The sequence below is a fragment of the Gemmatimonadaceae bacterium genome, from assembly GCA_035533755.1.
Lineage (GTDB): Bacteria > Gemmatimonadota > Gemmatimonadetes > Gemmatimonadales > Gemmatimonadaceae > JAGWRI01.
The window spans coordinates 154,363-179,855 of sequence record DATLTC010000009.1; the positions used below are offsets into that span (position 1 = coordinate 154,363).

A 25,493-nucleotide genomic window follows, 5' to 3' on the forward strand; every position below is an offset into this window, starting at 1 on the left:
CGCGGATGGCGCTCCTCAAGGTGACGGTGGCGGCCGTCGGATTCGTTGTCTGGGCGTACGGCGCCCGGATCGACAGCTCGCCGACGCGCGTTGCCGGCATGATCGTGATCGCCGTGGCGGTGGCCCTTCGCCTGTTGCCGGCCACACTGCGCGATCGCATCGACGGGCGCGCCATGGACGGAGATCGAAGCCGCCCATAGAGGGAGCGGGACGGAGCCGCTAACTTGCGCGGATGCCGGCCTCGCCCATTCCCGAACTGCTCGCCCCCGCGGGGTCGCTCGACGCCGTGCGCGCCGCGCTGGCCAATGGGGCCGACGCCGTGTACATGGGCGCCGAGCGATGGAACGCCCGCGACGAGGGCGCCCAGCTCTCGCTCGACGAGGTGGAAGAGGCCTGCCGGCTGGCGCACGAGCGCGGCCGCCGCATCTACCTCACGTTCAACATCCTGTTCAAGCCCGCCGAGTTGGTGGACGCGCTGCTCTTCCTGGGCGAGGCCGTCGACCGCGGCATCGACGCCGCCATCGTCCAGGACATCGGCGCCATCCGGCTCATCCAGCGCATCTATCCGCACCTCGAGATCCACGGCTCCACCCAGATGACGGTGCACGACGCCAGCGGCGCCGCGGTGCTCCGCGAGCTCGGCGTGGATCGCGTGGTGCTGGCCCGCGAGAATACGCTCGACGACATCCGCAGCATCCGCGCCGCCGTGCCGGAGCTGGGCCTCGAGTCGTTCGTCCACGGCGCGCTCTGTATCTCGTACTCCGGCCAGTGCTACATGTCGGGGATGATCTCGGAACGCAGCGCCAACCGCGGCTCGTGCGCGCAGTCGTGCCGCAAGGACTACGTGCTCACCGACGTCGCCAACGGCGCGGAACTCGATCGGGGCTACCTGATCTCGGCCCGCGACCTCGCGGCCTACGAACATCTGCCCGAGATCGCCGACAGCGGCATCGCCTGCCTCAAGGTGGAGGGACGGAAGAAGAAGCCGGAGTACGTGGCCACCGTCACCCGCACCTACCGGGGATTCCTCGACCGCGTGGCCCGGGGCGATCGCACGCCGATCGACGAATCCGAAGTGCAGCCGCTGGTCCAGATCTTCAGCCGCGGCTTCACGGGCGGCATGTTCGGTGGGCGCGCCGGCAAGGACTACGTCACGCGCACCCAGCCCGATAACCGCGGCGCGCTGCTCGGCACCGTGGTCGACGTGGAGCGCGGTGAGGTGATCGTCGAGCTCTCCACGCCGCTGCAGGTGGGAGACGGCGTGGGATTCGAGGCGCCCGACGGGCTGGGCGGCGCATCGGTGGGCGGCACGGTGAGCGCGCTGCGCACGCTGTCCTCCGGCGGCACCGTGCGCCAGGCCATCTCGCCGCGCTTCCGCGTGGAGCCCGGCTGGAAGGTGCTGCGCACGTCGGAGGCCGCGTTGCTGGCCCAGGCGCGCGCGTCGTTCAGCGCCCTGCCGTCGCACATCCGCGCGCACAAGGCCCGCCTCGACGTGCGGCTGTTCGGCACGGCGGGATCGCCCCTCAAGGCCACGTTCGCCGCCGGCGGCGAATCCGTCACCGTGCAGAGCGAAGCCACGCTCTCGCCGGCCACCAAGCGTCCGCTCGACAGCGCCGTTCTGCGCGAACAGCTGGGCCGGCTGGGCGACACGCCGTTCGCGCTCACCCGGCTCGACAGCGGCGGGCTGGCGTCCGGACTGTTCATCCCGGTGAGCGAGCTCAATCACCTGCGCCAACGCGCCGTGGACGAGTTGCTGCGCCGCCGCAACTGGGCGCTCGAAGCGGCGCACGCCGAACGACGCGCGAACGTCGAACGCGCGACGCAGGACGTGGACGCCGGCACCGCGCCGGACGCGGCGGCCTCGACCCCGCCGGCGTACCGGTTGCTGGCCGAGGTCTACGATCTCGACGACGCGGCGGCAGCCGCCGATGCGGGCGCCACCGAGATCGTGCTCGATCCGTTCCTGCGGCATCCGGCGCCCGCGCTGTCGCAGGTGAAGACGCTGGCCCAGACGCTCTCCGCGCGCGGCGTCTCGCTCCGGCTGCGCGCGCCGACGATCGTGCGCCCCGAGGACCGCCGCGCCATCCAGAAGTGGCTCGACCTGGGGCTCCCGGTGCAGACGGGCCACCTGGGGCTCGTCGCCGAACTTTCCCGCCAGGGCCGCGACGTGACGGCCGACTATGCGGTGAACGTGATGAACGCGCACACGGCGGCCGAGATCTTCCGGCTGGGGGCGCGACGCCTCACCGCGTCCATCGAACTCACGGCGGACGAGATCCGCGATCTGGTGGCGCCGTGGGCGGGCCGGGGGTTCGACGTGCTGGTGTACGGGCGGCCGGAGGGCATGACACTCGAGCACTGCGTGCTGTCGGCGGCGTTCGATCGCGAGCCCACCACCTGTCGCGATCTGTGCGTCCAGAAGCATCCCAACGTGCAGCTCACCGATCCCACCGGATACGCGTTCCCGGTGGCCACCGATTCGGCGTGCCGCAACCGGCTCCTGCACTCGCGGCCCGTGGAGGGGTCCGAGTTCATGCCGCGCTTGTGGGACGCCGGGGTCCGCGGCTACCGGGCGGTGTTCAACGTGCCGGGCGATCGCGTGGCCGAGATCGTGGCGGGCTATCGGGAATCGCTCGAGGGGCTGGCGCGGGGCGAACGCGCCCGTCCGTCTCGCGTGCGCGAACTGGTGGGCGGCGCGTTCACTCGCGGGCATTTCGCGCGTGCGGTGTAAGGGCGCCATGCGCCCTCGTCGGATGACGCGCCCCGGCGGGGCGGGGCATACGCTGTGCCCATGACCGTCCGCCCGTCCGACGCAGCACTCGCCGTGCTCGAACAACGATTCGGCTATCCCGCCTTCCGGCCCGGGCAGGCGGAGGCGGTGGCCAGCGTGCTCGCCGGCAAGGAGACCGTGGTCATCCTGCCCACGGGCGGCGGCAAGTCGCTGTGCTATCAGGTGCCGGCGCTCATGCTCCCCGGCCTCACGCTCGTCGTCTCGCCCCTCATCTCGCTGATGAAGGATCAGGTGGACGCGCTCGAGCGGCGCAACATCCCCGCGGCGTTCATCAACAGTTCCCTGTCGTCGGCGCAGGTGAGCGATCGGATCGCGCGCGCCCGCAACGGCGACCTCAAGCTGCTGTACGTGGCGCCGGAACGATTCGACGCCGGGCCCACGCTCGACCGATTGCGGGACGCCAACGTGTCGCTGCTCGCCATCGACGAGGCGCACTGCATCAGCGAATGGGGGCACGACTTCCGGCCGAGCTACCTGCGGCTGGCGCCGGTGCGCGAGCGGCTGGGCAACCCCACGCTGATCGCCCTCACCGCCACCGCCACGCCGCAGGTGCGCGAGGACATCATCCGCCAGCTCCAGATGGGCCGGCCGACCACGATCGTCACCGGGTTCGATCGCGTCAACCTCACCTACCACGTGCGGTCGTGCCGCACCGACGACGACAAGGACACGGCCCTGGTCGACGAGTTGAAGGCACGCGCCGGGCTGGCCATCGTCTATGCCTCCACGCGCAAGGCGGTGGAACGCATTGCCGGCATGCTCACCCGCCGCCGCATCCGGGCGCTGCCGTACCACGCCGGGCTCGACGATGCCCACCGGCGCGACGTGCAGGATGCGTTCATGCACGAGCAGGCGCGCGTGATCGTGGCCACCAACGCGTTCGGCATGGGCATCGACAAGCCCAACGTCCGGCTCGTGGTGCATCACGCCATGCCCGGCACGCTCGAAGCCTACTACCAGGAAGCGGGACGGGCGGGGCGGGACGGGGAGCCGGCCGAGTGCGTGTTGCTGCATGCCTACCGCGACCGCTTCACGCACGAATATTTCCTCAAGGCGGGCCACCCCCGCCGCGAAGTGGTCGAGCCCCTGTACCGCCTGCTGCAGGCATCGCCACCGGCGGGCGCGACGCCCGATTCCGCGCAGTTGGCCAAGCGGCTGGGCCGCCAGGTGAACGCGCGCGACGTGGACGCCGCGCTGCGGCTGCTCGAACGCACCGGCGCCTGGCGCGGCGAGCCGGGCGGGTCGATGCGCGTTCGCGTGCGCCTGCTCGCCACCGCGGCGCGCATTCGCGAGCAGTTGGGCGAGGACCGGGCGCTCGAGCTCGGCCTGCTCCGCGCGCTGTGGCGAGTGGGCCGCGATCAGCTGTACGACGGCATGGACATCGACGTGGACGGGCTGCCCCCGGCCATCGGCGGCGGCACGGCGTTCACCCTCCTTGACGCCCTGCAGGGTGAGCAGTTCCTGGAGTTCTCGCGGGTCACCGCCGGGCCCGCGCTCACCCGGCCGGAGGCGCCGCTCGAGGCGTTCCGGATCGACTGGGCCTCCATCGAGCGCCGCGTGCGGGCCGACTTCGACAAGCTCGAAGCCGTGCAGCGATATGCGTACACCGACCGTTGCCGCCGAGCGTTCGTGCTCCGATATTTCGGAGACCCTTCGGCACGCCCGGAATGCGGGGCGTGCGACAATTGTCTGGGTCCGGCCAAAGCACGAACGGCGCGTCGCCGGCCCACCGGCAAACGCGTCAAGCACACGTTCATCAGCACCGACGACGTGCTGGTGCCACTGCCTCCGCCCGATCATCCACCGCGCGCCCCGCGTCGCCGTCGAGACGCTGACGCCTCCTGATTGACATGGACGACGCCCTCTATTTCTCCGAGCAGCACGTGGCCGTGCGCGAGATGGTCCGCGAGTTCGCGCGCGATGAAGTGGCCCCCGTGGCCGCGAAGTGCGACGCCGACGCGACGTTCCCGTGGGCGAACGTGAAGCGCATGGGCGAGCTGGGACTGCTCGGGGTGCCGTGGCCCGAAGCGCTGGGTGGCGCCGGCCTCGATCTCATCAGCTACATGATCGTCATCGAGGAGCTGGCCAAGGTGGACGCGTCGCACGGGCTCACCGTGTCGGCCCACACCACGCTCGGCACGTCGCCCATCGTCCACTTCGGCACCGAGGAGCAGAAGCTCCGCTACGTGCCCCTCCTGGCGGCCGGCAAGGTGATGGGCGGGTTCGGCCTCACCGAGCCCGAGGCCGGCAGTGACGCCGGCGGCACCCGCACCACGGCCGTGCGCAAGAAGGACCACTACGTGCTCAACGGCGTGAAGCGGTTCATCACGCACGGATACGTGGGAGAGATCTTCGTCGTGACGGCCGTGACCACGCCGGGGCAGGGCACCAAGGGCATCAGCTCGTTCATCCTCACCAAGCCAACCGGCGATCTCGACGCGGCAGCGGCGGCGGGCGTGGGACACGATCCGTCGCTCCCCGCGATGCGCGGATTCCGCGCCGGCAAGAAGGAGGACAAGCTGGGGTGGCGCGCGTCGGACACGGCAGAACTGATCATGGAGGACGTCGAGGTGCCGGTGGAGAACCGGCTCGGCGAGGAAGGCCGCGGGTTCAAGAACTTCATGCGCACCCTCGATGCCGGACGCATCGGCATCGCCGCGCTGTCGCTCGGGATCGCCGAAGGGGCGTTCGCCGAGGCGCTCAAGTACACCGCCGTGCGCAAGCAGTTCGGGCAGGCGATCGCCAAGTTCCAGGGGGTCCATTTCCAGCTGTCCGACATGGCCACCGAAATCGAGGCCGGCAAGCACCTGATGTTCCATGCGGCCTGGCTGGCGCAGCACGGCAAGCCGTACTCCAAGGAGGCGGCCATGGCCAAGCTCTTCTGTTCCGAGCTGGCCATGCGGGCCACGATCACGGCCGTGCAGCTCCACGGCGGGTACGGGTACACCAAGGACTACCCCGTGGAACGGATGATGCGGGACGCCAAGATTTGTGAGATTGGAGAGGGCACCTCCGAAATCCAGCGCATCGTGATCGCCCGGCACCTGCTCAAGGGATTGTTGGACTGAGCATCCGTAAGTCCTTGCCAGTCTTGCGGAAACGACGCGCGCGCACTAGTCATTCCTTCAGTGAATCATTCGTATGCGTTTCCCGCCCTGGCTCAGCCGCGCGACTCGCGGCGCGGTCGAGGCTTTCCATGCGCAGCGGCGGCCGAAGCAGCATTGGCCGCCGTTTGTGCAGTCGTCCCCCTCGCGGCGCACGGCCTTCGTTCTGAAGCCGATCGCACGCTGACCCGTGGGATGCTGACGCTTTCCCGATGGTGGGAGCTCCTGGCGCGCGTCGCGCGCCGGGCACTGCGGCAGCCGGGTTCGGCATGGTCGATCACGCCCGAGCGGTGGACACCCCATCAGGTTCCGGCCGCCGGCGGCCCGTTGGCCGCCGCGCTCGCCACCACCCTCTTTCCCCATGACCGTCCCTGTCCGCGCGCCGAGTCGCCGCGTGGATCTGCGCCGGCGGTTCCCGATGAAACGCGAGATCCTCATCAATGCAAACCCGCGCGAGACGCGGGTTGCGATCCTGGAAGACGAGCAACTCGTTGAACTCCTCGTCGACCGGCCCGATGCTCGGCGCATGGTCGGCGACATCTATTTTGGCCGGGTAGAAGCGGTCCTCCCCGGCATCCAAGCGGCCTTCGTCGACATCGGCACCGAGAAGAGCGCGTTCCTGCACGCCTCCGACCTGGTGTATCCGGAAGACGGCGACGACGAGGACGACGACGGCGAGGCGGAGCCCGAGGCCGAAGAGAGCGCCGCCGACGAGCCCGAGGAAGGGGAGCAGCCGGGTCCGCGCCGCGGCGGCCGGCGCCGCCAGCGCGCCAAGGCGCCGGCCATCCAGGACGTGCTCAAGCGCGGCCAGGATATCATCGTCCAGATCTCCAAGGAGCCGATCTCCACCAAGGGCCCCCGCGTCACGGCGCAGGTCTCCATGGCCGGCCGGTTCCTGGTGTTCATGCCGTTCGCGTCCCGGGTGGGCGTGAGCCGGAAGATCGGCGACCGCGCCGAGCGTGGACGGTTGCGCGAGATGGTCCAGAGCGTGTTGCCCCCGGACTCCGGCGGCGTGATTGCGCGGACGGTGGGCGAGGATGCCACCAAGGAGACGTTCAAGCGCGAGCTCGACACGCTGATCGGCCAGTGGAACCGGATCAAGCGCAAGACGCATTTCGTGCGCGCGCCGGCGCTCATCCATCGCGAGACCAACCTCACCCGCGGCCTCATCCGCGACCTGTTCAGCGAGAAGGTGGAGCAGGTGACGGTGGACTCGAAGCAGGTGTTCAACGAGATCATCGAGTATCTCAAGGGCGTGGCCCCCGACCTCGTGGACCGCGTGAAGCTGTACGAGGAGCAGGTCCCGGTATTCGACAAGGCGGGCATCGAACCCGAGATTCGCGACCTCTTCAAGCGGCGCTGCGATCTGCCCTCGGGTGGCTACCTGATCATCGAGCCCACCGAGGCGCTGGTGTCGGTGGACGTGAACTCGGGCCGCTACACGGGCAAGAAGGATCCGGAGAAGACGATCCTCCGCACCAATCTCGAAGGGGCGCGTGAGGTGGCGCGGCAGATTCGGCTTCGCGACATCGGCGGCATCATCGTCTGCGATTTCATCGACATGGAGACCAAGGCCAATCGCGACCGGGTGTTGCAGGAGATGCGCACCCATCTGAGTCGCGACCGGGCCCGCACCAAGGCGTTCGCGGTGAGCGATCTGGGGTTGATCGAGATGACCCGCCAGCGCGTGCGGCAGAGCCATCTGCAGAACATGACCGAGGCCTGCCCCACCTGCGCCGGCACGGGCCGCGTGTTCACCGCCGAGACGATCATTCGCCGCATGGAGCGCTCGGTGCGCCGGATGATCGTGGAGGGCAAGCGCGATCCGCTGATCGTGAAGCTCCACCCCGACGTGGCGATGTACGTGCTCGAGCAGGAGAGGGACCTGGTGAAGAAGCTCGAGAAGGCGGCCGGCTTCGGGCTCGAGTTCCGGGACGACCCGCTCCTGCGCCCGGACGAGTTCAAGCTGGTGGTCAAGAGCGCCGGCCGGGACGTCACCCAGCAGTACGCCGTGGCCTAGGGAGCATCGGGCCCGTGGAAAAGCCCGCTAGGCTACTCGTTGACAACGAGATAGCGGTCGTCTAACTTTGAAGGCTCGCACGTACAAAATCCCCATCAGTCATATGGCCTACGCAATCATTCGCACCGGCGGCAAGCAGTTCCGTGTCGAACCGGGCAGATACTACAAGATCCCTTCGCTCCCCGGTGAGCCGGGCGGCGTCGTGGAATTCAACGAGGTCCTCCTCGGCTCCGACGGCACCGCCGTCAAGACCGGCGTGCCCACGCTCTCGGGCGCCAAGGTCACCGGCGAAATTCTCCGGCAGGGACGCGGCGACAAAATCGTCGTGTTCAAGATGAAGCGCCGCAAGAACTACGCTAAAAAGCAGGGGCACCGGCAGGGCTTTACCGAAGTCATGATCAACGACATCACGCTGGGCTGAGGACGATTCGCCATGGCACATAAAAAGGGCGTCGGCTCGTCGCGCAACGGCCGCGACAGCAACCCGAAGTACCGCGGCATCAAGAAGTACGGTGGCGAGCCCGTAATCGCGGGCAACATCATCGTGCGCCAGTGCGGCACCAAGTGGCACCCGGGCCGCAACGTGGGCATGGGCACCGACTACACCCTCTATTCGCTGATCGACGGCGTGGTGAAGTTCGAACACCACAGCAAGGCGCGGTACAAGGTGAGCGTGTACCCCACCGTCGCCACCGAGACGACCTCCGCGGCCTGACATCCGGCCTGCCGATCGTTCGCCAGCGCCCCCGTTCGCGGGGGCGCTTTGCATTTCAGGCAGGCCCGGTCGTGTCCCGGCCGACCCCGCCGCCAAGTAGCCGCACGTCGTCGGTGCACACCCCGTCGACCCCGGCCAGGCGCAGGCGGTCGGCCTCCGCCGGATCATTCACCGTCCACGCCAGGAGCCGTTGTGCGCGGGCATGGATGCGGCGGGCGAGGGCGGCATCGGCCAGGGTCCAGTGGGCCCAGATGTCGCGCCCGGAAAAGGCCGCAGCCACGGCGGCCGGGTCCGGGGTTCCGGCGTCTAGGAGGATCCCATACGACAGCTGCGGCAGGCTCGCGGACAGTGCCCGGATGGCGTCGTGGTCGAAGCTGTGCAGGGCATAGCGGGCGCCGTGGGCACTGGCCACGGCCGCGGCCGCCGCACCCACATCGTGGCCCTTGAGCTCGATGTAGACGGTGGCGCGCGGGCCGATGGCCTCGAGCGCTTGCGCGAGCGAGGGGACGCGGAGGCCGCCGGCGAGCCGGCAGCTCTCGACCTCGGCCCGGGAGAGCCCGGAAATCGGGCGGAGGGCGCCGTCGGGGGTGCGAACGTCGGGATCGTGGTGTATCACGACCCCGCCGTCGCGCGTCTTGTGGACGTCGAGTTCCACGGCGTCGGCCCCGCGTTCCAGGGCGCGCAGAAAGCCCTCGAGGCTATTCTCGGGAAATTCGCGCGGGGCGCCGCGGTGGGCGATCCGCTCGAAGCGGGGCAGCGCGTGGGGCATGCCGGTGTATATTGGCCAACCTTCAATTCGGCAAGCTCTTAACGCGGCGGATCAGCCAACGTCTCACTTTACGGAGCGAATGACCGACAGCGCACGGAGCGGTGATGAACGGCCGGATCTCGAGCTCATCGCGGCATGGCAGGCGGGAGACCAGCGGGCGGCAACGTCGCTGGTGGAACGCCACGCGCCGGCGCTGGCTCGATTCGTCGCGAGCTGTGGCGAGCGCCGCGAGGTGGACGAGGTGGTGCAGGACACGTTCGTGCGGGCCTTCGGCTCGCTCGATACGTTCCGCGCCGACAGCTCGCTGCGGACGTGGCTGTTCACGATCGCGCGCCGGCTGTTGCTCGACCGGATCCGGGCCGAACGGCGCCGGCGCGACCGGGTGGAGATCGAGGAGGGGGACGCAGTCACCGAGTTCGATGCGCTGGACGGGGTGGTGGCGGACGAGACCCGCCAGCAGTTGCGCGCTGCCGTGGCGGGGCTGTCGCCGCGGCAGCGGGAAGTGTTCGCCTTGCGGGTGAACGAAGGGCTGAGCTACAAGGAAATCGCCGACGTGGTGGGTACGACGGAAGGCGCGGCGCGCGTGCACTATCACAACGCCGTGCATGCGATCAAGGAGTTTCTCAATGACTGACTGTCCGAACGCGGAACTGCGCGACCTGCTGCCCGACCTGCTGCACGATCGCCTCGATGGGGCGACGCGCACGCGCGTCGAGGCGCATCTGCGCGGGTGCGAGGAATGCCGGGGCGAACTGGCGTTGCTGCGGAGTCTTCGCGCCGTGGCGCCCACTCCGAGGCTGGACGTGGCGGGGATCGTCGCCGCGCTGCCGGCGCCGCGCGCACCCCGGCGGTGGACGGCGAATTCCTGGCGGATCGCCGCGGCGATCGTGGTGCTTGCGGCAGGGGGATCGTCGCTCGTGGCGCATTTTGCCGGATCACGCCCCACAGACAGCGTGCGTGTCGCCACTCTGTCCCCGGCCCATGACTCGGCCGTCGACTCAGGGCGCGGCGCGTCAGGGGACGTGGAGTTGAACGTCGGATACGGCTACAGTGAGTTGACCGATGCCCAGTTGCTGGCCCTCCTCAAGGACGTCCAGCAGATCAACGCGATGCCGAGCACAGAAACGGACGCCACGGTGCCGAACGTGACGTTGAGCAACGGGGGCGCATGATGATCATGTCGAGATTCGCGGTGGGGTGGCTGGCGGCGGTCATGGTGATGGCGCCGGCGCGCGCGCGGGGACAGGGCGTGGCGCAGCGCGAGGTGAGCGCGACGCAGCAACCCGTGCGTCCGCCCCGCGGAGGGCGGATGGGCCAGATGTCGCCCGAGCGGGCTCGCATCCAGCGGATGATCCGTCAGGCGTTCACGCATGCGGTGCGGACGCAGGTGGGCCTGAGCGACGACCAGATGCGGAAGCTGGCGCCGATCAACCGCCGGTTCGTCCAGCAGCGGCAGGCGCTGGGCGCCCAGGAGCGGCAGACCCGCATGGGGCTTCGCGACGAGTTGGCCAAGCCGGAGCCGGACCAGGCCAGGGTGCAGCAGTATCTGGACCAGATGGACGTGTTCCAGCGCCAGCGCCTCGACCTGATGGACGCCGAGGGCAAGGCGTTGGGGGGCATCATGACGCCGGTGCAGTTGGCCAAGTACCGGGCGCTGCAGGAGAAGGTGCAGCGTCAGTTGACGATGATGCGCCATGCGGCGGGCGATTCGGCCAGGCCGGTGCTTCCGCCAGGAGGCGGTCCGCGGTAGGCGCCGGGATCGTGGCGGGCGCGCGCGGGGGGGGCGGGAGCGGGAGCGGCGTTGAGGCGCCGCTCCCGCGCTGCTATGTTCCGCGCAGCGGCCCGGGTGGCGGAATTGGTAGACGCAGGGGACTCAAAATCCCCCACCGGCAACGGCGTGCGGGTTCGAGTCCCGCCTCGGGCATTCGGTTGTCATAGGGGAAGTTGGTGCAGTCATCACAAACGTGCTTCCGGTCTCGGGAGCACGTTTGGCGTTGGTGGTGAGACGGGCGTCCACGCGGCGTTCGGCGCATCGACTATGGCTCTTCGGTGCCGCGGTCCGCACATTTTCCTCCATGAATTCTCCCACCCGGGTGATCCCGCGGCGCGCGGTCCTCAGCTGGATGTTGTACGATCTCGCCAACGTCATCTTCTCGATGGGCGTGATCTCGCTCTACTTCTCGTTGTACGTGCGGGCGGAAGTGGGCGCCGATCGCGCCGACAGTCTGCTCGGGGGGATCAGCGCGCTGTCGATGGGGATCATGTTCTGCCTGTCGCCGTTGCTCGGCGCGATGACGGACCGGGCGCGACGACGACTGCCCTTTCTGGTCTGGGCCACGCTCATCTGCTGCGCCTGCACGGCCCTCATCGCCCGTGGGCCGTTCATGCTGAGCGCGGTCCTGTTCGTGATCGCGAACGGCGCCTACCAGGCCGGCGTGCAGTTCTACGACTCGCTCCTGCCGGAGGTGACCACGGAAGAGAACCGCGGACGCATCAACGGCATGGCGATCGGGCTCGGATACCTGGGGTCGTACATCGCGGTCGGCGGGGGCCTCTGGATGTCGTCCACGACCGGCGACTTCCCCTTTGCGAAGTATTTCCTGTTCGTCGCGCTGGCGTTCCTCGCGCTCGCGCTGCCGTGCTTCGTGTTCGTGCGGGAGCGGGGCAACGCGCATCCGCGGCCGATCTTCACGTGGACCGCGGTCACCGAGTCGGTGCGGCAGACGGTCCGCACGCTGCAATCCGGCAACAGGTATCCGGGACTGCTGCGGTTTCTCGTCGGGCGCGCGTTCTACACCGACGCCATCAACACCGTGATCATCTTCATGTCGCTCTACACGGTGAACGTGGCGATCTCCACCGGGCTCTCCAAGGAGGACGGACAGCAGAAGGCCCAGCTCGTGCTGATGTCGGCCATCACGGCGGCGATCTTCGGCGGCATCCTGTGGGGGTTCGCCGTCGACCGCCTGGGCTCCAAGCGGACGCTCATGATCGTGCTCACCGGGTGGGTGGCCACGTTCACGCTCGCGGCGTTCGTGGGCTTCCTGCATCTCCCGATCGCGTGGCTCTTCGTGGTGGCGTGCGGCGCGGGCATCTGCCTGGGCGGCACGTGGGCGTCGGACCGGCCGCTGATGCTGCGCCTCACGCCGCCCGATCGCGTAGGGGAGTTCTACGGCCTGTACGGCATGGTGGGACGGTTCTCGGCCGTGACCGGCCCCATCCTGTGGGGAGCCACGACGTGGCTCACCGTCGAGCGGGGACACATGCCGGTGGTGCGGGGCGAGGCCTTTGCCATTCTGTCGCTGCTCGCGATGATGCTCGCGGGGTTGGCGATCGTGCGTCGCGTGTCGGACGAGCCGCGCGACTGGCCGGCGCTCAATCGCTTGTCATGATGAACAGCGGCGCGCCGTCGAAGTCGTAGATCGGCCGCAGCCGGTCGGTGTCGTAGTACTTGGCGACGTTCACCACCTTCTTCTCCGACGTCACGCTCGACAGGGGCACGCTGTCGTAGAACCCGCGGTGGATGCTGACCAGGCGGCCGTACTGCTTCTTCATGATCAGGTCGATCGCCAGGTTGCCGAACGCCATCGGGACGATGGAATCGAGGGCATCGGGGTCGCCGGAGCGCACCAGATAGCCGAGTCGCTGGTTCACGATGTCGATGCGACGCCCATTGTTGTACTTCGCCGACGCGGCCTTGAGCGCCGCGGCCACCTGGTCACCGATCCCGCCCAGCTTCCGGTGTCCGAACATGTCCGCCTCTTCACTGGCGAAGGTCATGGCGTCGTGCGTGGACAGGCGCGCGCCCTCCGAGACGAGGACCACCGCGTAGCGGCTGGGGTTGCGGTTGCGATCGCCGGTGAGCAATTCCGCCAGACGATCCACGTCCAACGGGTGTTCGGGAATCACGCACCGATCCGCCGCGCCGGCCATGGTCGGCAGGAGCGCCGTGAAGCCCGCGTACCGCCCGAACACCTCGATCACGAGAAACCGCTCGTGCGAGCCGGCCGACGTGCGCAGGCGGTGCGTCAATTCGATCGTACGGGTCACGCAGGTGCTGAACCCGATGCAGTAGTCGGTGCCGTGCACGTCGTTGTCCATCGTCTTCGGAATCGCGACGACGTTCACCCCCTCGTCGTGCAGACGCTTGCCGTAGCTGAGCGTGTCGTCCCCGCCGATGGGGATCAGCACGTCCACCCCGATGTGCTCGAGGTGCTTGAGGACGTCCTTGGTCACGTCGTTGATCGGCTGGTCGTAGCCGGACATGTGCGCCGGCACCCGTTCGAGCGGCAGGTGGCTGGGCCGCGCCCGCGACGTGTGCAGGAAGGTCCCGCCCGTGCGACCGGCGCGATTCACGATGGCTTCGGACAGCACCTGCACGTGCTCGCTGTTGTCGGCGGTCGCGTCGGGCACGTAGTCCACGAGCCCGGCCCAGCCGTGTCGTATCCCGACCACGCGATACCCATCGCGCAGCGCGCGGATGGTGATGGCGCGGATGGCCGGATTCAATCCGGGCACGTCCCCGCCGCCGGTGAGAATTGCGATCGTGCGCTGCGTCCCCGCCATCTGTGCTCTCCGTATGTGGTTGCTGCCCGCTACTTGTTCACCGCGGCCGGCGCGTGGCTTGCCGGACGTGCCGTCAGATCCTTCAAATGGTCCATGGTGAAGACGGCCGGACCCGGACTGCCGTCCTGGTTCCAGAGGTCGTACTCCGGCGCCCAGTACATCACGCCCAACCCATGCGGGGCCTTCCGCACCGTGTTGACGAGGTCCACCATGAACTGCAGGCGCCCCTGCGGCGTCACCGGCCACAGCATGTCCAGATTGTCCGGATAATGCGACGGACCGTATCCCGTCTCGGCAACCAGGAAGTCCTTGTCGAAGCGCTTCGCGGACTGCTGCATGTTATTCCACAGATCGTCGAGCGTTCCATGCCGCCAGGGCGGATAGAAGCTCTCGGCGATGATGTCGTAGTTCACGTGCGCGGCGTCCAGATGGTCGAAGAACCACTTGGTGGTGGCCCAGTCGCCGCCCCGGTCGATGTGGATGGCGATCCGCGGCGGCGTGTCGCCGGCGCCTTCCATCACGCCGCGAATGCCGGCCTTCAACAGCCCGGTCAGATGGTCCCACTGCGTGACCGAGTCGTACGGCTGCGGCGGCAGGTACTGCTCGGAGCCCGGAACCTCGACCTGTCCCATCGGCCACAGCATGCCCCGCGTGATCTCGTTGCCGACCTGCACCCAATCCGGCATGGCGCCGGCATCCTTGAATGCCTTGATCGTGTTGCGGCTGTAGGTCTCGACCTGACGCTCCAGCGAATCGAAGCCCAGACCGCGCCAGGCGACGGGGGTGTCCTGGTGCTGCGGATCGGCCCACGTATCCGAGTAGTGGATGTCCAGGAGCAGCGTCGCCCCGGAATCCTTGATGCGCCGCGCCAACGGAATCGTGTTGGCGAGCGAGTTGTCCGGCGCGTCCCGAACCGGCGACACGAACACGCGCAGGCGAAACACCTTCCATCCGTGGCGCATGAGAATGGTGGGCTCATCGCTCGGCGTTCCGCCTTCCTGGTACGTGGGCGCGGGACGGCCGAAGCGGCTCGGCGCATCCAGGGCGGAGACGTCGGCCCCGAGGAAGAACGGCCGCGCGGGCGCCGCTTCGGGCCCGGGAGTCGGCGCCGGACCCGTAGTCCTGGCGCACCCTGGCGAGACGAGAAGCACCCCCGCAGCGAGGCATTGGATGGCGCGAACCGGCCACCAACGCGGGAATGGCACGGCAAGTCTTGTTCTGCGGCGGTGCATGGCGATCCTCGACCCGCTTCTGACGTGGCAACGTGCCTGGCGGCGCGGCGCCGGTCGAGCCGACGCGGCGAAACGGGTGCGTAAAACCTCGTGGACGGAAGAGCGCCGGGGGGACGCGCCAACATCAACTCTGTCACTCGAATTGTGCTCGCGCGGTCCCGGTTTCGCTAGTCCGAAAGCGTCGTCGCCTCGTGGACGATTCGTGCCGCGAGCGCCGTGAAGTGGGCGTCCGCATCGGGGCGCTCCGCGCGCGCCACTTGGTCGAACGCCGCGAGCATGGCGTCCGCCGCAGGACGCGGGATGAGCTCGTCGGCCATCGGGAAGAGCATCTCGTCTTCCTTAACGATGTGGTCGCGGAGCAGCGCGACGTAGCCCTTGGCATTCGACACGATGTGGCGGCGTGCCTGCGGATCGCCGCCGTCCAGGCCCCGGGCCGCGTCGCGCAAGGCACGGTTGTAGGCGCGCCCCTGCTCATGCTCGTCGAGCATCATGGCGATGGCGCCCCCGTGCGGCGGCGCGCCATGTGCGATCATCGCCTCGAACAGCACGCCTTCTTCCTTGCCGTGATGGCAGCCATCGGCAAAGCCCGACACGAAATCGGAGACGTCCACGAAGAATCCCGGCCGCACGTTGCCGCCACGCGCGAGTACGGCCGCCGCCGCTTCGAGCGCGTCGAGCACCTGCTCGATGACCCGGTGCTCGGCCATCAGCACGTCGGTCGGTGTGGTCACGGCACGAGGACCGCTCGCCTGGTCAGCCGCCCATGGTGCGCCGCCTCGAACACCGCGTTGATCTCCGAGAGCGGATGGCGCTCCACGTACGGCTTCACGGCCAGGCGGCCGGCGGCGATCCACTGCAGCAGTTCGGGATAGATCTCCGGGTCGGCGCCCCAGTTGCCGTGCGCTTCGGCGTCGTAGGCCATGAGGTTCGACAGGCAGATCTCGATCTTGTCCATCGTGTAGCCCACCACGCCCAACGATGCGCCGAAGCCGACCAGCGCGTACGCCGTCTCCTGACCGGCTTTGGTGCCGGAGGTCTCGAAGATCTTCCACAGGTGCGGCGGCGCACCGAGCGATTCCGCCAGCGCCCGCGCTTGCTTGCGGACCTCCTTGAGCGGCATGCCGCGCACGTCGATCACGCCGCGCGCGCCCGCCGCCGTGGCCTGCTCGAGCTTGCGCGCGTCGATGTCGATGGCGATCACCGTGGCGCCCGCGGCGCGGGCCACCTGCACGGCGTGGACGCCGATGCCGCCCACGCCGACGACGATCGCCAACTCCCCGGGCAGGAGGCCGGAGCGCTTCACGGCCTGGAAGGGCGTCGAGAGGGCATCGGCCACGACCGACAATTCCCAGAGTTCGTGCTCGACCAGGGCCGCAGCCGGCACGGGGCAGAGATACCGCGCCGGCACGACGACGTGCGACGCGAAGCCCCCATGACGGTCGTTGCCCGGCATCACCTGCCGCCGGCAGATGGCGCGGCGGCCGGCACGGCACAGGTCACACTCCCCGCACGGCAGCACGGCGGGGACGACCACCGCCTGGCCGACGAGGGCAGGGTCGGCGCCGGCGCCGACCGCGCGCACGATGCCGCTGATCTCGTGCCCGAGGACCAACGGCAGGGGCCCGCGCGTCTTCACGCCGCCGTAGAGGTACGAGAGATCGGTGTGGCACACGCCGCAACCCGCCACCTCGATCAGCGCTTCACCGGCCGCGGGCTCGATCCACGGCAGGTCCACCCGGTCGAGGGCGGCGCCCGGCGTGGTCATGACCCAGGCGCTGTACGTGGTTCCGATCGTCGTCGTCATTGGCGTTCTCCGAAGAGCAAGCTTCCACATTCGTAGCATCGGTCGAGCGTCTTGGCCCGCCCGCCAAAGCACGGCCGCGCGTCGCCGGCCACCCGCAGCACCTTGCGCAGGAAGCGGCAATCGCACTCGGCGGTTGGTTCGTACACGGCCTGGAGGTAGCCCTCGGCGTCGGCCAGCACGTTGCGCACCCGCACCTTGAGCGACGGCGTCAACTCCTGATCCTCGATCGTCAGCTCCTTGCTGATGACCGCCACCGCCCGGATGTGCTCGTACTTGACGGCATGCGTGCGGTTGAACTCGGCGATCGTGTCGCGCAGCGACGCCGCCACCACGCGGTCGGCGGTCGCGCGATCGGCGCCGAATTCCTCGCCGATGCGGAAGAAGTCGGGGAAGATCAGGGCACAGAGGAAGTCGCGTCCCCCGCCGGCGACGAGGACGTGCCGGATGTACGGATTCATGCCGGCGAGCCGGTTCTCGATCTCCGTAGGCACGACCTTCTCCGCGTTCAGCAGCTTGAACACCCGGTCCTTGCGCGCGATCAGCTTCAACGCGGACCCCATCAACTCGCCGAGGTCGCCGGTATGGAACCAGCCGTCTCCGGGAAGCGCCTTGGTGGTGGCCTCGTCGTCGCGGTAGTAACCCCGCATCACGTTGGGGCCCCGGATGAGGATCTCCCCGTCGTCGGCGATCTTCACCGTCACGCCGGGCAGGGGATAGCCCACCTTGCCCGGCGCCGACCGCGATTCGTTAAGATCGGTGAGCGTGCAGCAGGGCGCCGTCTCGGTCAGCCCCCAGCCTTCGGCCACGGCGATGTGGCGGGCCGCGAAGAACTCCGAGAGGTTGGCGGGGAGCGGCGCGGCCGCGGTGAACACGAATCGCAACTCGGGATGGAAGATTCGCTCCTCGTCCTCGGGATGCGACTGGATGTGGGCCACGAGCTGCTGGTACACCTTGGGCACGCTGAAATAGATCGTCGGCCGGATCTCCATCCAATTCCGGAGCAGCACATCGAAGTCCCGACCGTACGAGTCGTCGATCGTGAGCGCGGCGCCATTGTACAACGCACTGTACTTCTCGAAGATGCCGCCGAAGCTGTGATGCCAGGGCAGGTACGACAGGAACCGATCCTCGGGGCCGATGTCCCAGATCTCGGCCAGGGCGCGCCGTTGGGAGAGGATGTTGTCGTGGGTCAGGAGCACGCCCTTCAGCGCGCCGCTCGTGCCCGACGTGTACATCATCAGGCACGGCGCGCCGGGATCGAGCGACGCGCCGCGCTCCAGGAATGCGTGCCGGGCCGCGTTGCGCGGCGTCGAGCGGAACGGCGCGAGGATGTCACGGAACTCGGCAAAGGTGACCACCGCTCGCGCGCTGGCGGGCAGGCGCAGGCGCGCCCGCCAGCCGGCATCGGGCAACACCACCGCCGCCGGCGCCGCGTGGGCAAGCAGATCGTTGGTCTGGTCCGGCGAGTAGCCGGCAAAGAGCGGCGTGTACACGGCCCCCAGGCTCATCGTCGCCAGCTCGGTGACGAGCATCTCACCACGATTGGGCGAGATGACGACGACGCGGTCGCCGGGGGCGACCCCCGCGTGTTCCAGATACCGACCGAATGCGACGACGTCGTCGGCGAGCTGGCGCCAGGTCACGGTCCGGATGGCCCCGAGGCTGCGTTCGCGATAGACGGCACGCTCACCATGCCTGGCCGCATTCCGCAACACGAACGACGCGATCGTCTCGCTGGTACCGGTGGGCTCGAGCAGCGACCGGATGCGGTCGCCCTCCCGTACCGCGGCGCGCGCATGCGTACCCTGTCTCATACCGCCACCTCCGGCCCCACGGACACGGCGCCGTCACGGGCGGCAAGCGCGGCGCCGAACGCCCCCATCTCCTGCGGGTGCGGCGGCACCAGCACCTCGGCGTGCATCTCCTCGCCCAGCAGCCGCGCCACGGTGGGGTGGTACGCCACGACGCCGCCCGTGGCCACCACGCGACCGTGCAGCACGTCCATCGCCACCACGCGCTTCACCAGCGAGCGATACGCCGCCATCGCGAGATCGGCCGGCCGATGCCCGGCCCGGATGAGCGTGAGGAGCTCGGTGCCGGCGAACACGGTGCAGAAGCTGGAAAGCTCCAGAGCCTCGGTGGACCGCGACGCCAGGTCGTCCAGACCGGCCACGTCGATGCCCAGCCGGAGCGCGATCTCGTCGAGGAAGCTGCCCGTGCCGGCGGCACACTTCCGGTTCATCCGGTGCGCCAGGCGCTGCCCGTTCGCGTCGAGGCGAATCACCTTGGCGTCCTGGCCGCCGATGTCGATCACGAGCATCGGTCCCTTGACGTAGAACGCGGCGCCCCGGCCGTGGCAGTCGAGCTCGGTCCGCGACCCATCGGCGAACGAGACGGTCTGGCGACCGAACCCCGTGGCCCAGATCGCGTGGACGTCGCTCTGTCCGCCGGGAGCGCGGGCGAGGGCGAGGGCCAACGCCTGCTCGGCGGCGCCGGCGAGGTCGGCGCCCGAGCGCACCACGGCCCGCGCCAGGACGCGCGCCTCGTCGTCGATGACGACGGCCTTGGTGTTCCACGAGCCGCTGTCCACGCCGACGAAGCGTTTCATGCGCGCGCTCCCGCCGGCCGCGCGTCGGCCAGTTGCTCCACGAAGCCCTCGACGTTCGTGCGCACCTGCTCGTCGGAGAAACAGCGGAGGTCGTTCACGTCACCGTCGAGCGTGAGGGTCGGGATGCCGAGTCGCTCGGCGATGCGCCGCGGCATGCCGTAGCGCGTGTTCGAGTTGTTCGGACAGGTACGACAGTCGTGAAAGACGATGCCGTCCACGTCGTACAGCGAGAGCATGCGCTCGATGTACGCCTCCTTGGCGTCCTCGGAGCGCACGATGAACAGCTCCAGCGACGCGCGCGCCATGGAGCGCATGGGATCGGCAGGGTCCAGCGCCGAGAAGATCCAACTGTTGCAGTACGTGGACGCGACCACCGCGGTGCGGAACTCCGCGAACAGCGACGACAGCGCGCGCAGGCGTCCCCACACCGGCATCCCTTCCCAGTACAGGCGGAACGCCTCGCGCGGCACGGCCGCCTGCGCCGCCCGCCCCAGTTCGTCGAGCTCGGCGAGCAGCAGCCGGTAGTAGTCACACGCCTCGGGCGCGCCGCGCAGGACGACGGCCGGCCCCATGTGGATGGTCCCGTCGAAGAAGGTCAGTGGGGCGGGGTGCCGCGTGGCGGTGCGAAGGCAGGCTTCCCAGAGGTCGGAACATTCCCGCGACACGCGCACGGCGTCGGCCAGCCGCGTCGCGTCGAGGCGGGATCCCGCCACCGCTTCCAGCGTCGGCACGAGCCGCTCGAGTTGCGCCGCGACGCCGTCCACGTCGGTGTCGTACACCTGCTCGATGGCGCGCGGCGACCGCACGCCGATCACGGGCACGTTCCACGTTCGCCCGTACCACTCGAACCAATCGCGCACGTCGCGGCACTGATTGGTGTTGAAGACGAGCACGTCGGCGCGCGGCGTGCCGCTCAGCCCGAATGCGGCCAGGGGCGTCTCGCCGGCGAGGTACGCGCCCACGTCGCTGGTGAGGTAGGAGCAGACGTCCTGCGAGTAGCCCTGCGCATGGGCGAGCGGCATGTAGCGGTTGGCGCTGCGGGCGGCGCCGAGCATGGCCGCGTGGTTCTCCGGAAAGAACACCTGGAAACCGAGGGCCCGGAGCAGTTCCGCCGGCCCCACGCTCGAGCACCAGGCCACGGGCGCGGTCTTCCGCTCGGCCGCCTCGCCCACGGCGCGGAAGTAGTGGCCCATCGTGTCCTTCAGCGCCGCCGCGCTCCGGAGGCCGGTCATTGCAGCGCCTTGAGCGCGGCGCCGAGCGCCCCGGTGTAGATCGCGTCGGGGACCGCCCGCGCCTCGATTCCCGAGAGCTCCTGTATGGCGTGCAGCACGCCGGGGAAGTATTCGACGACGCCGCCGCAGACGACCAGCGGATGCGTGAACCCTCCGATCTCGACGATCCGTTCGGCCACCGAGTGCATGCAGCCGAGCGCGATCTCCTCCCGGGTGGCGCCCTCGCGCAGCCGCTCGAGCACCTCGCTGGCGGAGAACACCGAGCAGTAGCTGCTCACCGGCGCCGGCGCCGAAGCCGCTGCGGCAAGCTCCTGGAGTCCCGAGGGCGCGATGTCGAGGTGGCGAGCGGCGAACATCAGGAAGCTGCCGATGCCGACGGCGCAACGGCGCACGCCGTGCGCGTCGAGACGCCGGCCATCGCCGGCTACGTGCATGACGTGCGGATCGCGCCCGCCGATATCGACCAGCGTCATCGCGTAGGGGGCATGGTGGTACGCGCCGAGGGCGTGGCAGCACGCCTCAGTGGCCGTCGTCGTGGCATCGCGCACGCAGTTCATCGCGAACCCCGTGGCGCCAATCCCCGCCAGGTCCGCCTGTTGGAGCTGCGCGTCGTCGAGCGCCGCCGTGAGGACCTCGTAGCTGCACGCCTGGAAATAGCCCCGGGTGGGAGCCACGGCGCGCCCGAGGATCCGGCCGTCGGCACCGGCGACCACGGCTTTCACGCATTCCGTCCCGACGTCCACGCCGGCGGCGGCCCTGGCTCCTTGTTCCAGCATCGAATATGCTCCTCGCCGCCTAGTGGGCGGCCAACCCTTCGACGTGCTGCTCGAGGAAAGCGGACAGCTGACCCTGCAGCCGCTCGGTGGAGAACAGCCGCAGGTCGTGGGAATCGGCTTCGAGTACGAACGACGGCACCGCGGTCGCGCGCTCCGCTCGCACCGCGAGGCCGAACCGGACATGGCTCGCCTCCGGCGTCGTGCGGCAATCGTGGTAGACCGCCGCGTCCACGCCATACTCGTCGAACTTGGATGCGAGGTATGCCGTCTTGAACTCTTCCGACCGATTGCCGAACACCCCGGTGTACGCGCGCGCCATGCTGGCAATCGGATCGTCGCGGTCGAGGCCCGGCAGCACGAACTCCCCGCAGAACGTGGAGGCCACGATCGCCACGCCGGCGTCGGCGAACAGCCGCGACAGGGGCCGCAGCGCGCACCAGATCGGCGGGCCGTCCCAGTAGAAGCGATGCGTCTCGTTGGGGACGGCACCGATGCCCCGAGCCACCCGATCCTCCAACTCGTCCTTCAACTCCCGGTAGTACGACACCGCCGCCGGCGTGCCGCGCAGCAGCACCATCGGCGCGAGATGGACCACCGCGTCGAAGAAGGTCATCGGCGCGGGCACGGCGCGGGCGAGCGCGAGGATGTCGTCCCAGAGGGTGCTGGCGTCGCCGCTGTACCCGACCGTCTCGCTCAGACGATCCATCTCGAGCGTGCGGCCGGTGGATCGCTCGAGCCGCGACACGAGCCGGAGCAGTTGGTCCACCCCGGCGTCCACGTCGATCGGCTCCAGTTCGTGCAGCGCCGGCGGGGGGTGGAGCCCGTCCACCGGCACATCGTAGTGCGACCCATAGAACTCGAACCAGCGGAGCAGTTGATGGCCCGTGTTGGTGCTGTACACCACGACGTCCGGGCGTGGGACCCCGGAGATGCCGTGCGCCGCGACGAGCGGGCTCGTGCCCTCGAGCAGCGCGCCGACGTCGGCCCGCATCGCCGAACTGGCGAACTGCGACAGGCCGTGGGCCGTGGCGCGCGCGATCGCGTGCCCGCCCTGGCGGGTGGCCGCGATGAGCGCCGCATGATTCTCCGGGAAATACGGCGCGATGCCCAATGCGCGCACGATCTCCACCGGGCCCAGTGCCGAGCACGCCGCCACGAGACGCGACGGATCGGCCGAGGCCGCCGCGAGATCCCGATAGTAGGCGCGCATGAGCTCTTTGAGGCGACGGGTGCTCTCGAGCGGCGGCCCGCTGGGCGTCATCCCGCCGTCCGCGCCGCGCAGCATCGGCGCGCCCGCCATCGGCGGATGGTCCAGCCCGAGGCGGACGGCGATGGCCTGCTTGTTCAGGAATTTCTGGCGTTCGCGGGAATGGATGAAATCGACGATGGCCCGGTTGTGCGGCGCGGTCAGCCCGAGACGCGCGGCCTCGTCCGCCACCGCGCCGTTCAGGGCGTCGACTTCCGTGCGCTTGCCGCGCGAGAGATCCTGCCACATGGACGGGCGGTTCTTGCCCAGCGCCTTGAGCGAGCCGATGATCGGCCGGAACGGATCCTCCTCGTCCACGATCGGAATGCCTCGCGCCCGCATCACGGCGATGATCTCGCCGCAGAGATCGCGCATGAACGCCATCAGGTGCTCGTCGGCCAGCATCTCGCGGCACGTGAGGCCGGTGAGCGCCGAGGTGGGATTCACGACCGCATTGTGCAGCAGCTTCTGCCAGATCGCATGGTCCACGTGGGGCACGACCTCCGTGGCCATGCCGGCGGTGCGGAACACTTCGGCGATGGCCTCGATCTGCGCCCGGTCGGCACCGCCGAACGGAGCGATCTGGATCGGTTTGATGCCCGCCCGATAGTTGAGCCGCCGCGGCCCCGCATGCTGGATGCTGTGATATGTGATGCCGCAGAGCACACGCTCGCCGCCCACGAGCCCGGCGATCTTCTCGGCGTTACCGATCCCGTTCTGGAGCGAGAGGAACAGCGTCCGGGGGCCGCACGCCGGCAACACCGACCGGACCGCGTCCTCGGTCTCGTACGTCTTCACGGCCACGAACACCAGATCGAACGGCGCCAGGCCGTCCACGGTCGAGACCACGAACACCGGCACGCACACCTCTTCCTCGCCCATCCGGCTGACGAGCAATCCGGCGTCGTTCAACAACGCCGCCCGCGCCGTGTTCACCTCGAGCAGGGCCACGTCCTCGCCGGCGCGCGTCAGGTTGGCGCCCACGAGTCCGCCAAGGGCCCCGGCTCCGACGATCAGGGTTCGCATGCTCGCTGGCCTCCCGCGGCGCCCGTGGCGCCGCTCAGCGGTTGTGCCATACGGGCCTCCGCTTCTCAAAGAATGACGCGATCCCCTCACCGACATCGTCCAGCGCCATCAGCTCGTTCAGGAACACGTGCTCGGCTTCGAGCCGCCCCGCCTCGAACGGCCGCCCCTGCAACTCCCGCACGAGCCGCACGTTCAGGCGCATCACGGCCGGGCTCGCCCGCCGGAGCTCCCCGAGTACCGACGCCAGCTTGTCGGCCAACTCCGCGGGTGGCACGACATGTGACACCAGCCCCATCGCCGCCATCTCGGCGGCCGTGTACGCGTGCCCCGTGCTCGTGATCTCGATGGCGCGAGCCGGCCCCACGCGCGCCGACAGCCACGACACCCCCACGGGCGCGAAGAATCCCAGTCGGATCTCGGGCTGGCCGAACGTGGCCTTCGTGCTCGCAATGAGGATGTCGGCCATGAGCGCGAGTTCGAACCCGGCACCCAGAGCGGCGCCGTCCACGGCCATCACGATCGGCAGTTCACAGGCGCCGAACGCCGCGAACAGGCGGCTGAACGCCGCGATCATCACCGGCGCGTTCTCCGGCCGGTGCTCGCCCACGTCGGCGCCCGCCGAGAACGCGGTGCCGGTGGCCGTTACGGAGAGCGCGACCACGGCGCGGTCCGCCTGCGCGCGCTCCACGGCCGTGGCGAGATCTGCCATCACGGCCGCGGTCAGAATATTGAGGGGCGGGGCGTCGAGCGTGACGTGCGCGATGGCGTCGCGCACCTCGTATTGCACCGTCGTCTGGATCTGCGCCGTGGAGGCCGCCATGTGTTCGCTCCCGCCGCGCGCCGCGGCTAGATGTACTGGCCTCCATCGACCTTCATCACCGTGCCCGTTATGTGCCGGGCGCGCGCCGAGCAGAGGAACGCGACCGCCTGCGCCACGTCCTCCGGCTCCGCCACCCGGCCCAGCGCCGATTCCCGTTTGGCGTTCTCCACGACCTCCGCCGGCAGGCTCGCGGTCATCTCGGTGCGCACCAGCCCCGGCGCCACGCAGTTCGCCGTCACACCGGCGCTGCCCAGCTCGCGGGCCAGCGTCTTGGTGAGGGCGATGACCCCCGCCTTGGACGCGGCGTAGTTGGCCTGGCCGAACTTGCCGCGCAGCCCGTTGATGCTCGCCATCGTCACGATGCGCCCATGCTTCTGTGCGCGAAGCGCCGGCGCGATCGCGCGGCAGTAGGCAAAGCACCCCTTCAGATTGACGCCGAGCACTTCATCCCACTGCGCCTCGGTCATCTTCCAGACCACGGCATCCCGGGCCACGCCGGCGTTGGCAACGAGGATGTCGACACGCCCGAACTCCTGCAGCGCGGCCGCCACACACCGTTCCGCGGCGCCGACGTCCGAGACGTCGGCTTCGAGGGCGATCGCGCGCCCGCCGCCGGCGCGGATGGCATCCGCCACCGCCCGCGCCTCCTCGAATGCGCCGGCGTCCACGAGGGCCACGTGGCACCCCTCGCCGGCCAACGCCTGCGCCACCGCGGCCCCGATGCCGCGCCCGCCGCCGGTGATGACCGCGGTCTGTCCCGCCAGTTCCAGGTCCATCGCGCTCC

General features: G+C 69.4%; 23 protein-coding genes and 1 tRNA gene. 12 read left to right on the forward strand and 12 right to left on the reverse strand.

Annotated elements, in window-relative coordinates; translation table 11 throughout:
• Positions 1 to 5 precede the first annotated feature (5 nt).
• The 7 genes from VNE60_01320 to rpmA all read left to right on the forward strand — a co-directional run bounded on the left by VNE60_01320 (position 6) and on the right by rpmA (position 8,630).
• Positions 6 to 200, forward strand: a complete 195-nt coding sequence (locus VNE60_01320) for a hypothetical protein (GenBank protein HVB30146.1) — start codon at positions 6 to 8, stop codon at positions 198 to 200.
• A gap of 32 nt (positions 201 to 232) precedes the next feature.
• Entirely contained in the window at positions 233 to 2,731 is a 2,499-nt protein-coding gene (locus VNE60_01325) for a DUF3656 domain-containing protein (protein HVB30147.1), read from the forward strand.
• Positions 2,732 to 2,791: 60 nt separating this feature from the next.
• Positions 2,792 to 4,636 carry a RecQ family ATP-dependent DNA helicase gene (locus VNE60_01330; GenBank protein ID HVB30148.1) on the forward strand — a complete coding sequence of 615 codons (1,845 nt, stop codon included), beginning with the start codon at positions 2,792 to 2,794 and terminating at the stop codon, positions 4,634 to 4,636.
• Positions 4,637 to 4,641: 5 nt separating this feature from the next.
• Positions 4,642 to 5,859, forward strand: coding sequence for an acyl-CoA dehydrogenase family protein (locus tag VNE60_01335; GenBank protein HVB30149.1), 1,218 nt, complete (start codon positions 4,642 to 4,644; stop codon positions 5,857 to 5,859).
• 397 nt (positions 5,860 to 6,256) lie between these two features.
• Positions 6,257 to 7,915, forward strand: coding sequence for an Rne/Rng family ribonuclease (locus VNE60_01340; protein HVB30150.1), 1,659 nt, complete (start codon positions 6,257 to 6,259; stop codon positions 7,913 to 7,915).
• 103 nt (positions 7,916 to 8,018) lie between these two features.
• The gene (gene rplU, locus VNE60_01345) at positions 8,019 to 8,336 is read left to right on the forward strand and encodes a 50S ribosomal protein L21 (GenBank protein ID HVB30151.1); all 318 of its coding nucleotides are present in this window, start codon (positions 8,019 to 8,021) and stop codon (positions 8,334 to 8,336) included.
• Between the two features lie 12 nt (positions 8,337 to 8,348).
• A complete protein-coding gene (gene rpmA, locus VNE60_01350) occupies positions 8,349 to 8,630 on the forward strand; it encodes a 50S ribosomal protein L27 (protein ID HVB30152.1) in 282 nt (93 codons plus the stop codon).
• Positions 8,631 to 8,685: 55 nt separating this feature from the next.
• Here the strand turns inward: rpmA and VNE60_01355 are convergent, their stop codons facing one another.
• A complete protein-coding gene (locus VNE60_01355) occupies positions 8,686 to 9,399 on the reverse strand; it encodes a glycerophosphodiester phosphodiesterase (protein ID HVB30153.1) in 714 nt (237 codons plus the stop codon).
• Positions 9,400 to 9,478: 79 nt separating this feature from the next.
• Between VNE60_01355 and VNE60_01360 the strand changes: the two genes are divergently transcribed.
• The 5 genes from VNE60_01360 to VNE60_01380 all read left to right on the forward strand — a co-directional run bounded on the left by VNE60_01360 (position 9,479) and on the right by VNE60_01380 (position 12,791).
• The gene (locus tag VNE60_01360; GenBank protein HVB30154.1) at positions 9,479 to 10,033 is read left to right on the forward strand and encodes an RNA polymerase sigma factor; all 555 of its coding nucleotides are present in this window, start codon (positions 9,479 to 9,481) and stop codon (positions 10,031 to 10,033) included.
• Positions 10,026 to 10,571 carry a zf-HC2 domain-containing protein gene (locus VNE60_01365; protein ID HVB30155.1) on the forward strand — a complete coding sequence of 182 codons (546 nt, stop codon included), beginning with the start codon at positions 10,026 to 10,028 and terminating at the stop codon, positions 10,569 to 10,571. The genes VNE60_01360 and VNE60_01365 overlap by 8 nt, the downstream gene beginning before the upstream one ends.
• 5 nt (positions 10,572 to 10,576) lie before the next feature.
• A complete protein-coding gene (locus VNE60_01370; GenBank protein ID HVB30156.1) occupies positions 10,577 to 11,149 on the forward strand; it encodes a hypothetical protein in 573 nt (190 codons plus the stop codon).
• Positions 11,150 to 11,239: 90 nt separating this feature from the next.
• Positions 11,240 to 11,323: transfer RNA gene (locus VNE60_01375), tRNA-Leu, on the forward strand.
• A gap of 151 nt (positions 11,324 to 11,474) precedes the next feature.
• Positions 11,475 to 12,791 carry an MFS transporter gene (locus VNE60_01380; GenBank protein ID HVB30157.1) on the forward strand — a complete coding sequence of 439 codons (1,317 nt, stop codon included), beginning with the start codon at positions 11,475 to 11,477 and terminating at the stop codon, positions 12,789 to 12,791.
• Here the strand turns inward: VNE60_01380 and VNE60_01385 are convergent.
• The 11 genes from VNE60_01385 to fabG form a co-directional block, all read right to left on the reverse strand.
• On the reverse strand, positions 12,775 to 13,965 hold the full coding sequence (locus VNE60_01385) for an ATP-dependent 6-phosphofructokinase (GenBank protein ID HVB30158.1): 1,191 nt from the start codon (positions 13,963 to 13,965) through the stop codon (positions 12,775 to 12,777). The two genes, VNE60_01380 and VNE60_01385, sit on opposite strands and share 17 nt — an antisense overlap.
• A 29-nt stretch (positions 13,966 to 13,994) precedes the next feature.
• Entirely contained in the window at positions 13,995 to 15,116 is a 1,122-nt protein-coding gene (locus VNE60_01390) for a glycosyl hydrolase 53 family protein (protein ID HVB30159.1), read from the reverse strand.
• Between the two features lie 248 nt (positions 15,117 to 15,364).
• Positions 15,365 to 15,910: a hemerythrin domain-containing protein gene (locus tag VNE60_01395; protein ID HVB30160.1), complete on the reverse strand. Its 546-nt coding sequence runs from the start codon at positions 15,908 to 15,910 to the stop codon at positions 15,365 to 15,367.
• A gap of 14 nt (positions 15,911 to 15,924) precedes the next feature.
• Positions 15,925 to 17,001: a 6-hydroxycyclohex-1-ene-1-carbonyl-CoA dehydrogenase gene (had, locus tag VNE60_01400; GenBank protein ID HVB30161.1), complete on the reverse strand. Its 1,077-nt coding sequence runs from the start codon at positions 16,999 to 17,001 to the stop codon at positions 15,925 to 15,927.
• Positions 16,998 to 18,815, reverse strand: coding sequence for an AMP-binding protein (locus VNE60_01405; protein ID HVB30162.1), 1,818 nt, complete (start codon positions 18,813 to 18,815; stop codon positions 16,998 to 17,000). The genes had and VNE60_01405 overlap by 4 nt, the downstream gene beginning before the upstream one ends.
• Entirely contained in the window at positions 18,812 to 19,609 is a 798-nt protein-coding gene (locus VNE60_01410) for an acyl-CoA dehydratase activase (GenBank protein HVB30163.1), read from the reverse strand. The genes VNE60_01405 and VNE60_01410 overlap by 4 nt, the downstream gene beginning before the upstream one ends.
• Positions 19,606 to 20,841 (reverse strand): 2-hydroxyacyl-CoA dehydratase family protein, encoded by a 1,236-nt coding sequence (locus VNE60_01415; protein HVB30164.1) that lies wholly within the window; start codon positions 20,839 to 20,841, stop codon positions 19,606 to 19,608. Before VNE60_01415 ends, VNE60_01410 begins: the two co-directional genes overlap by 4 nt.
• Positions 20,838 to 21,617, reverse strand: coding sequence for an acyl-CoA dehydratase activase (locus tag VNE60_01420; protein ID HVB30165.1), 780 nt, complete (start codon positions 21,615 to 21,617; stop codon positions 20,838 to 20,840). The genes VNE60_01415 and VNE60_01420 overlap by 4 nt, the downstream gene beginning before the upstream one ends.
• Positions 21,618 to 21,636: 19 nt before the next feature.
• Entirely contained in the window at positions 21,637 to 23,889 is a 2,253-nt protein-coding gene (locus tag VNE60_01425; protein HVB30166.1) for a 2-dehydropantoate 2-reductase, read from the reverse strand.
• A gap of 34 nt (positions 23,890 to 23,923) precedes the next feature.
• Positions 23,924 to 24,709 carry an enoyl-CoA hydratase/isomerase family protein gene (locus tag VNE60_01430; GenBank protein ID HVB30167.1) on the reverse strand — a complete coding sequence of 262 codons (786 nt, stop codon included), beginning with the start codon at positions 24,707 to 24,709 and terminating at the stop codon, positions 23,924 to 23,926.
• A 26-nt stretch (positions 24,710 to 24,735) separates the two neighbouring features.
• Complete coding sequence (gene fabG, locus VNE60_01435) at positions 24,736 to 25,485, reverse strand: 3-oxoacyl-ACP reductase FabG (GenBank protein ID HVB30168.1); 750 nt, start codon at positions 25,483 to 25,485, stop codon at positions 24,736 to 24,738.
• Between the last annotated feature and the right edge of the window lie 8 nt (positions 25,486 to 25,493).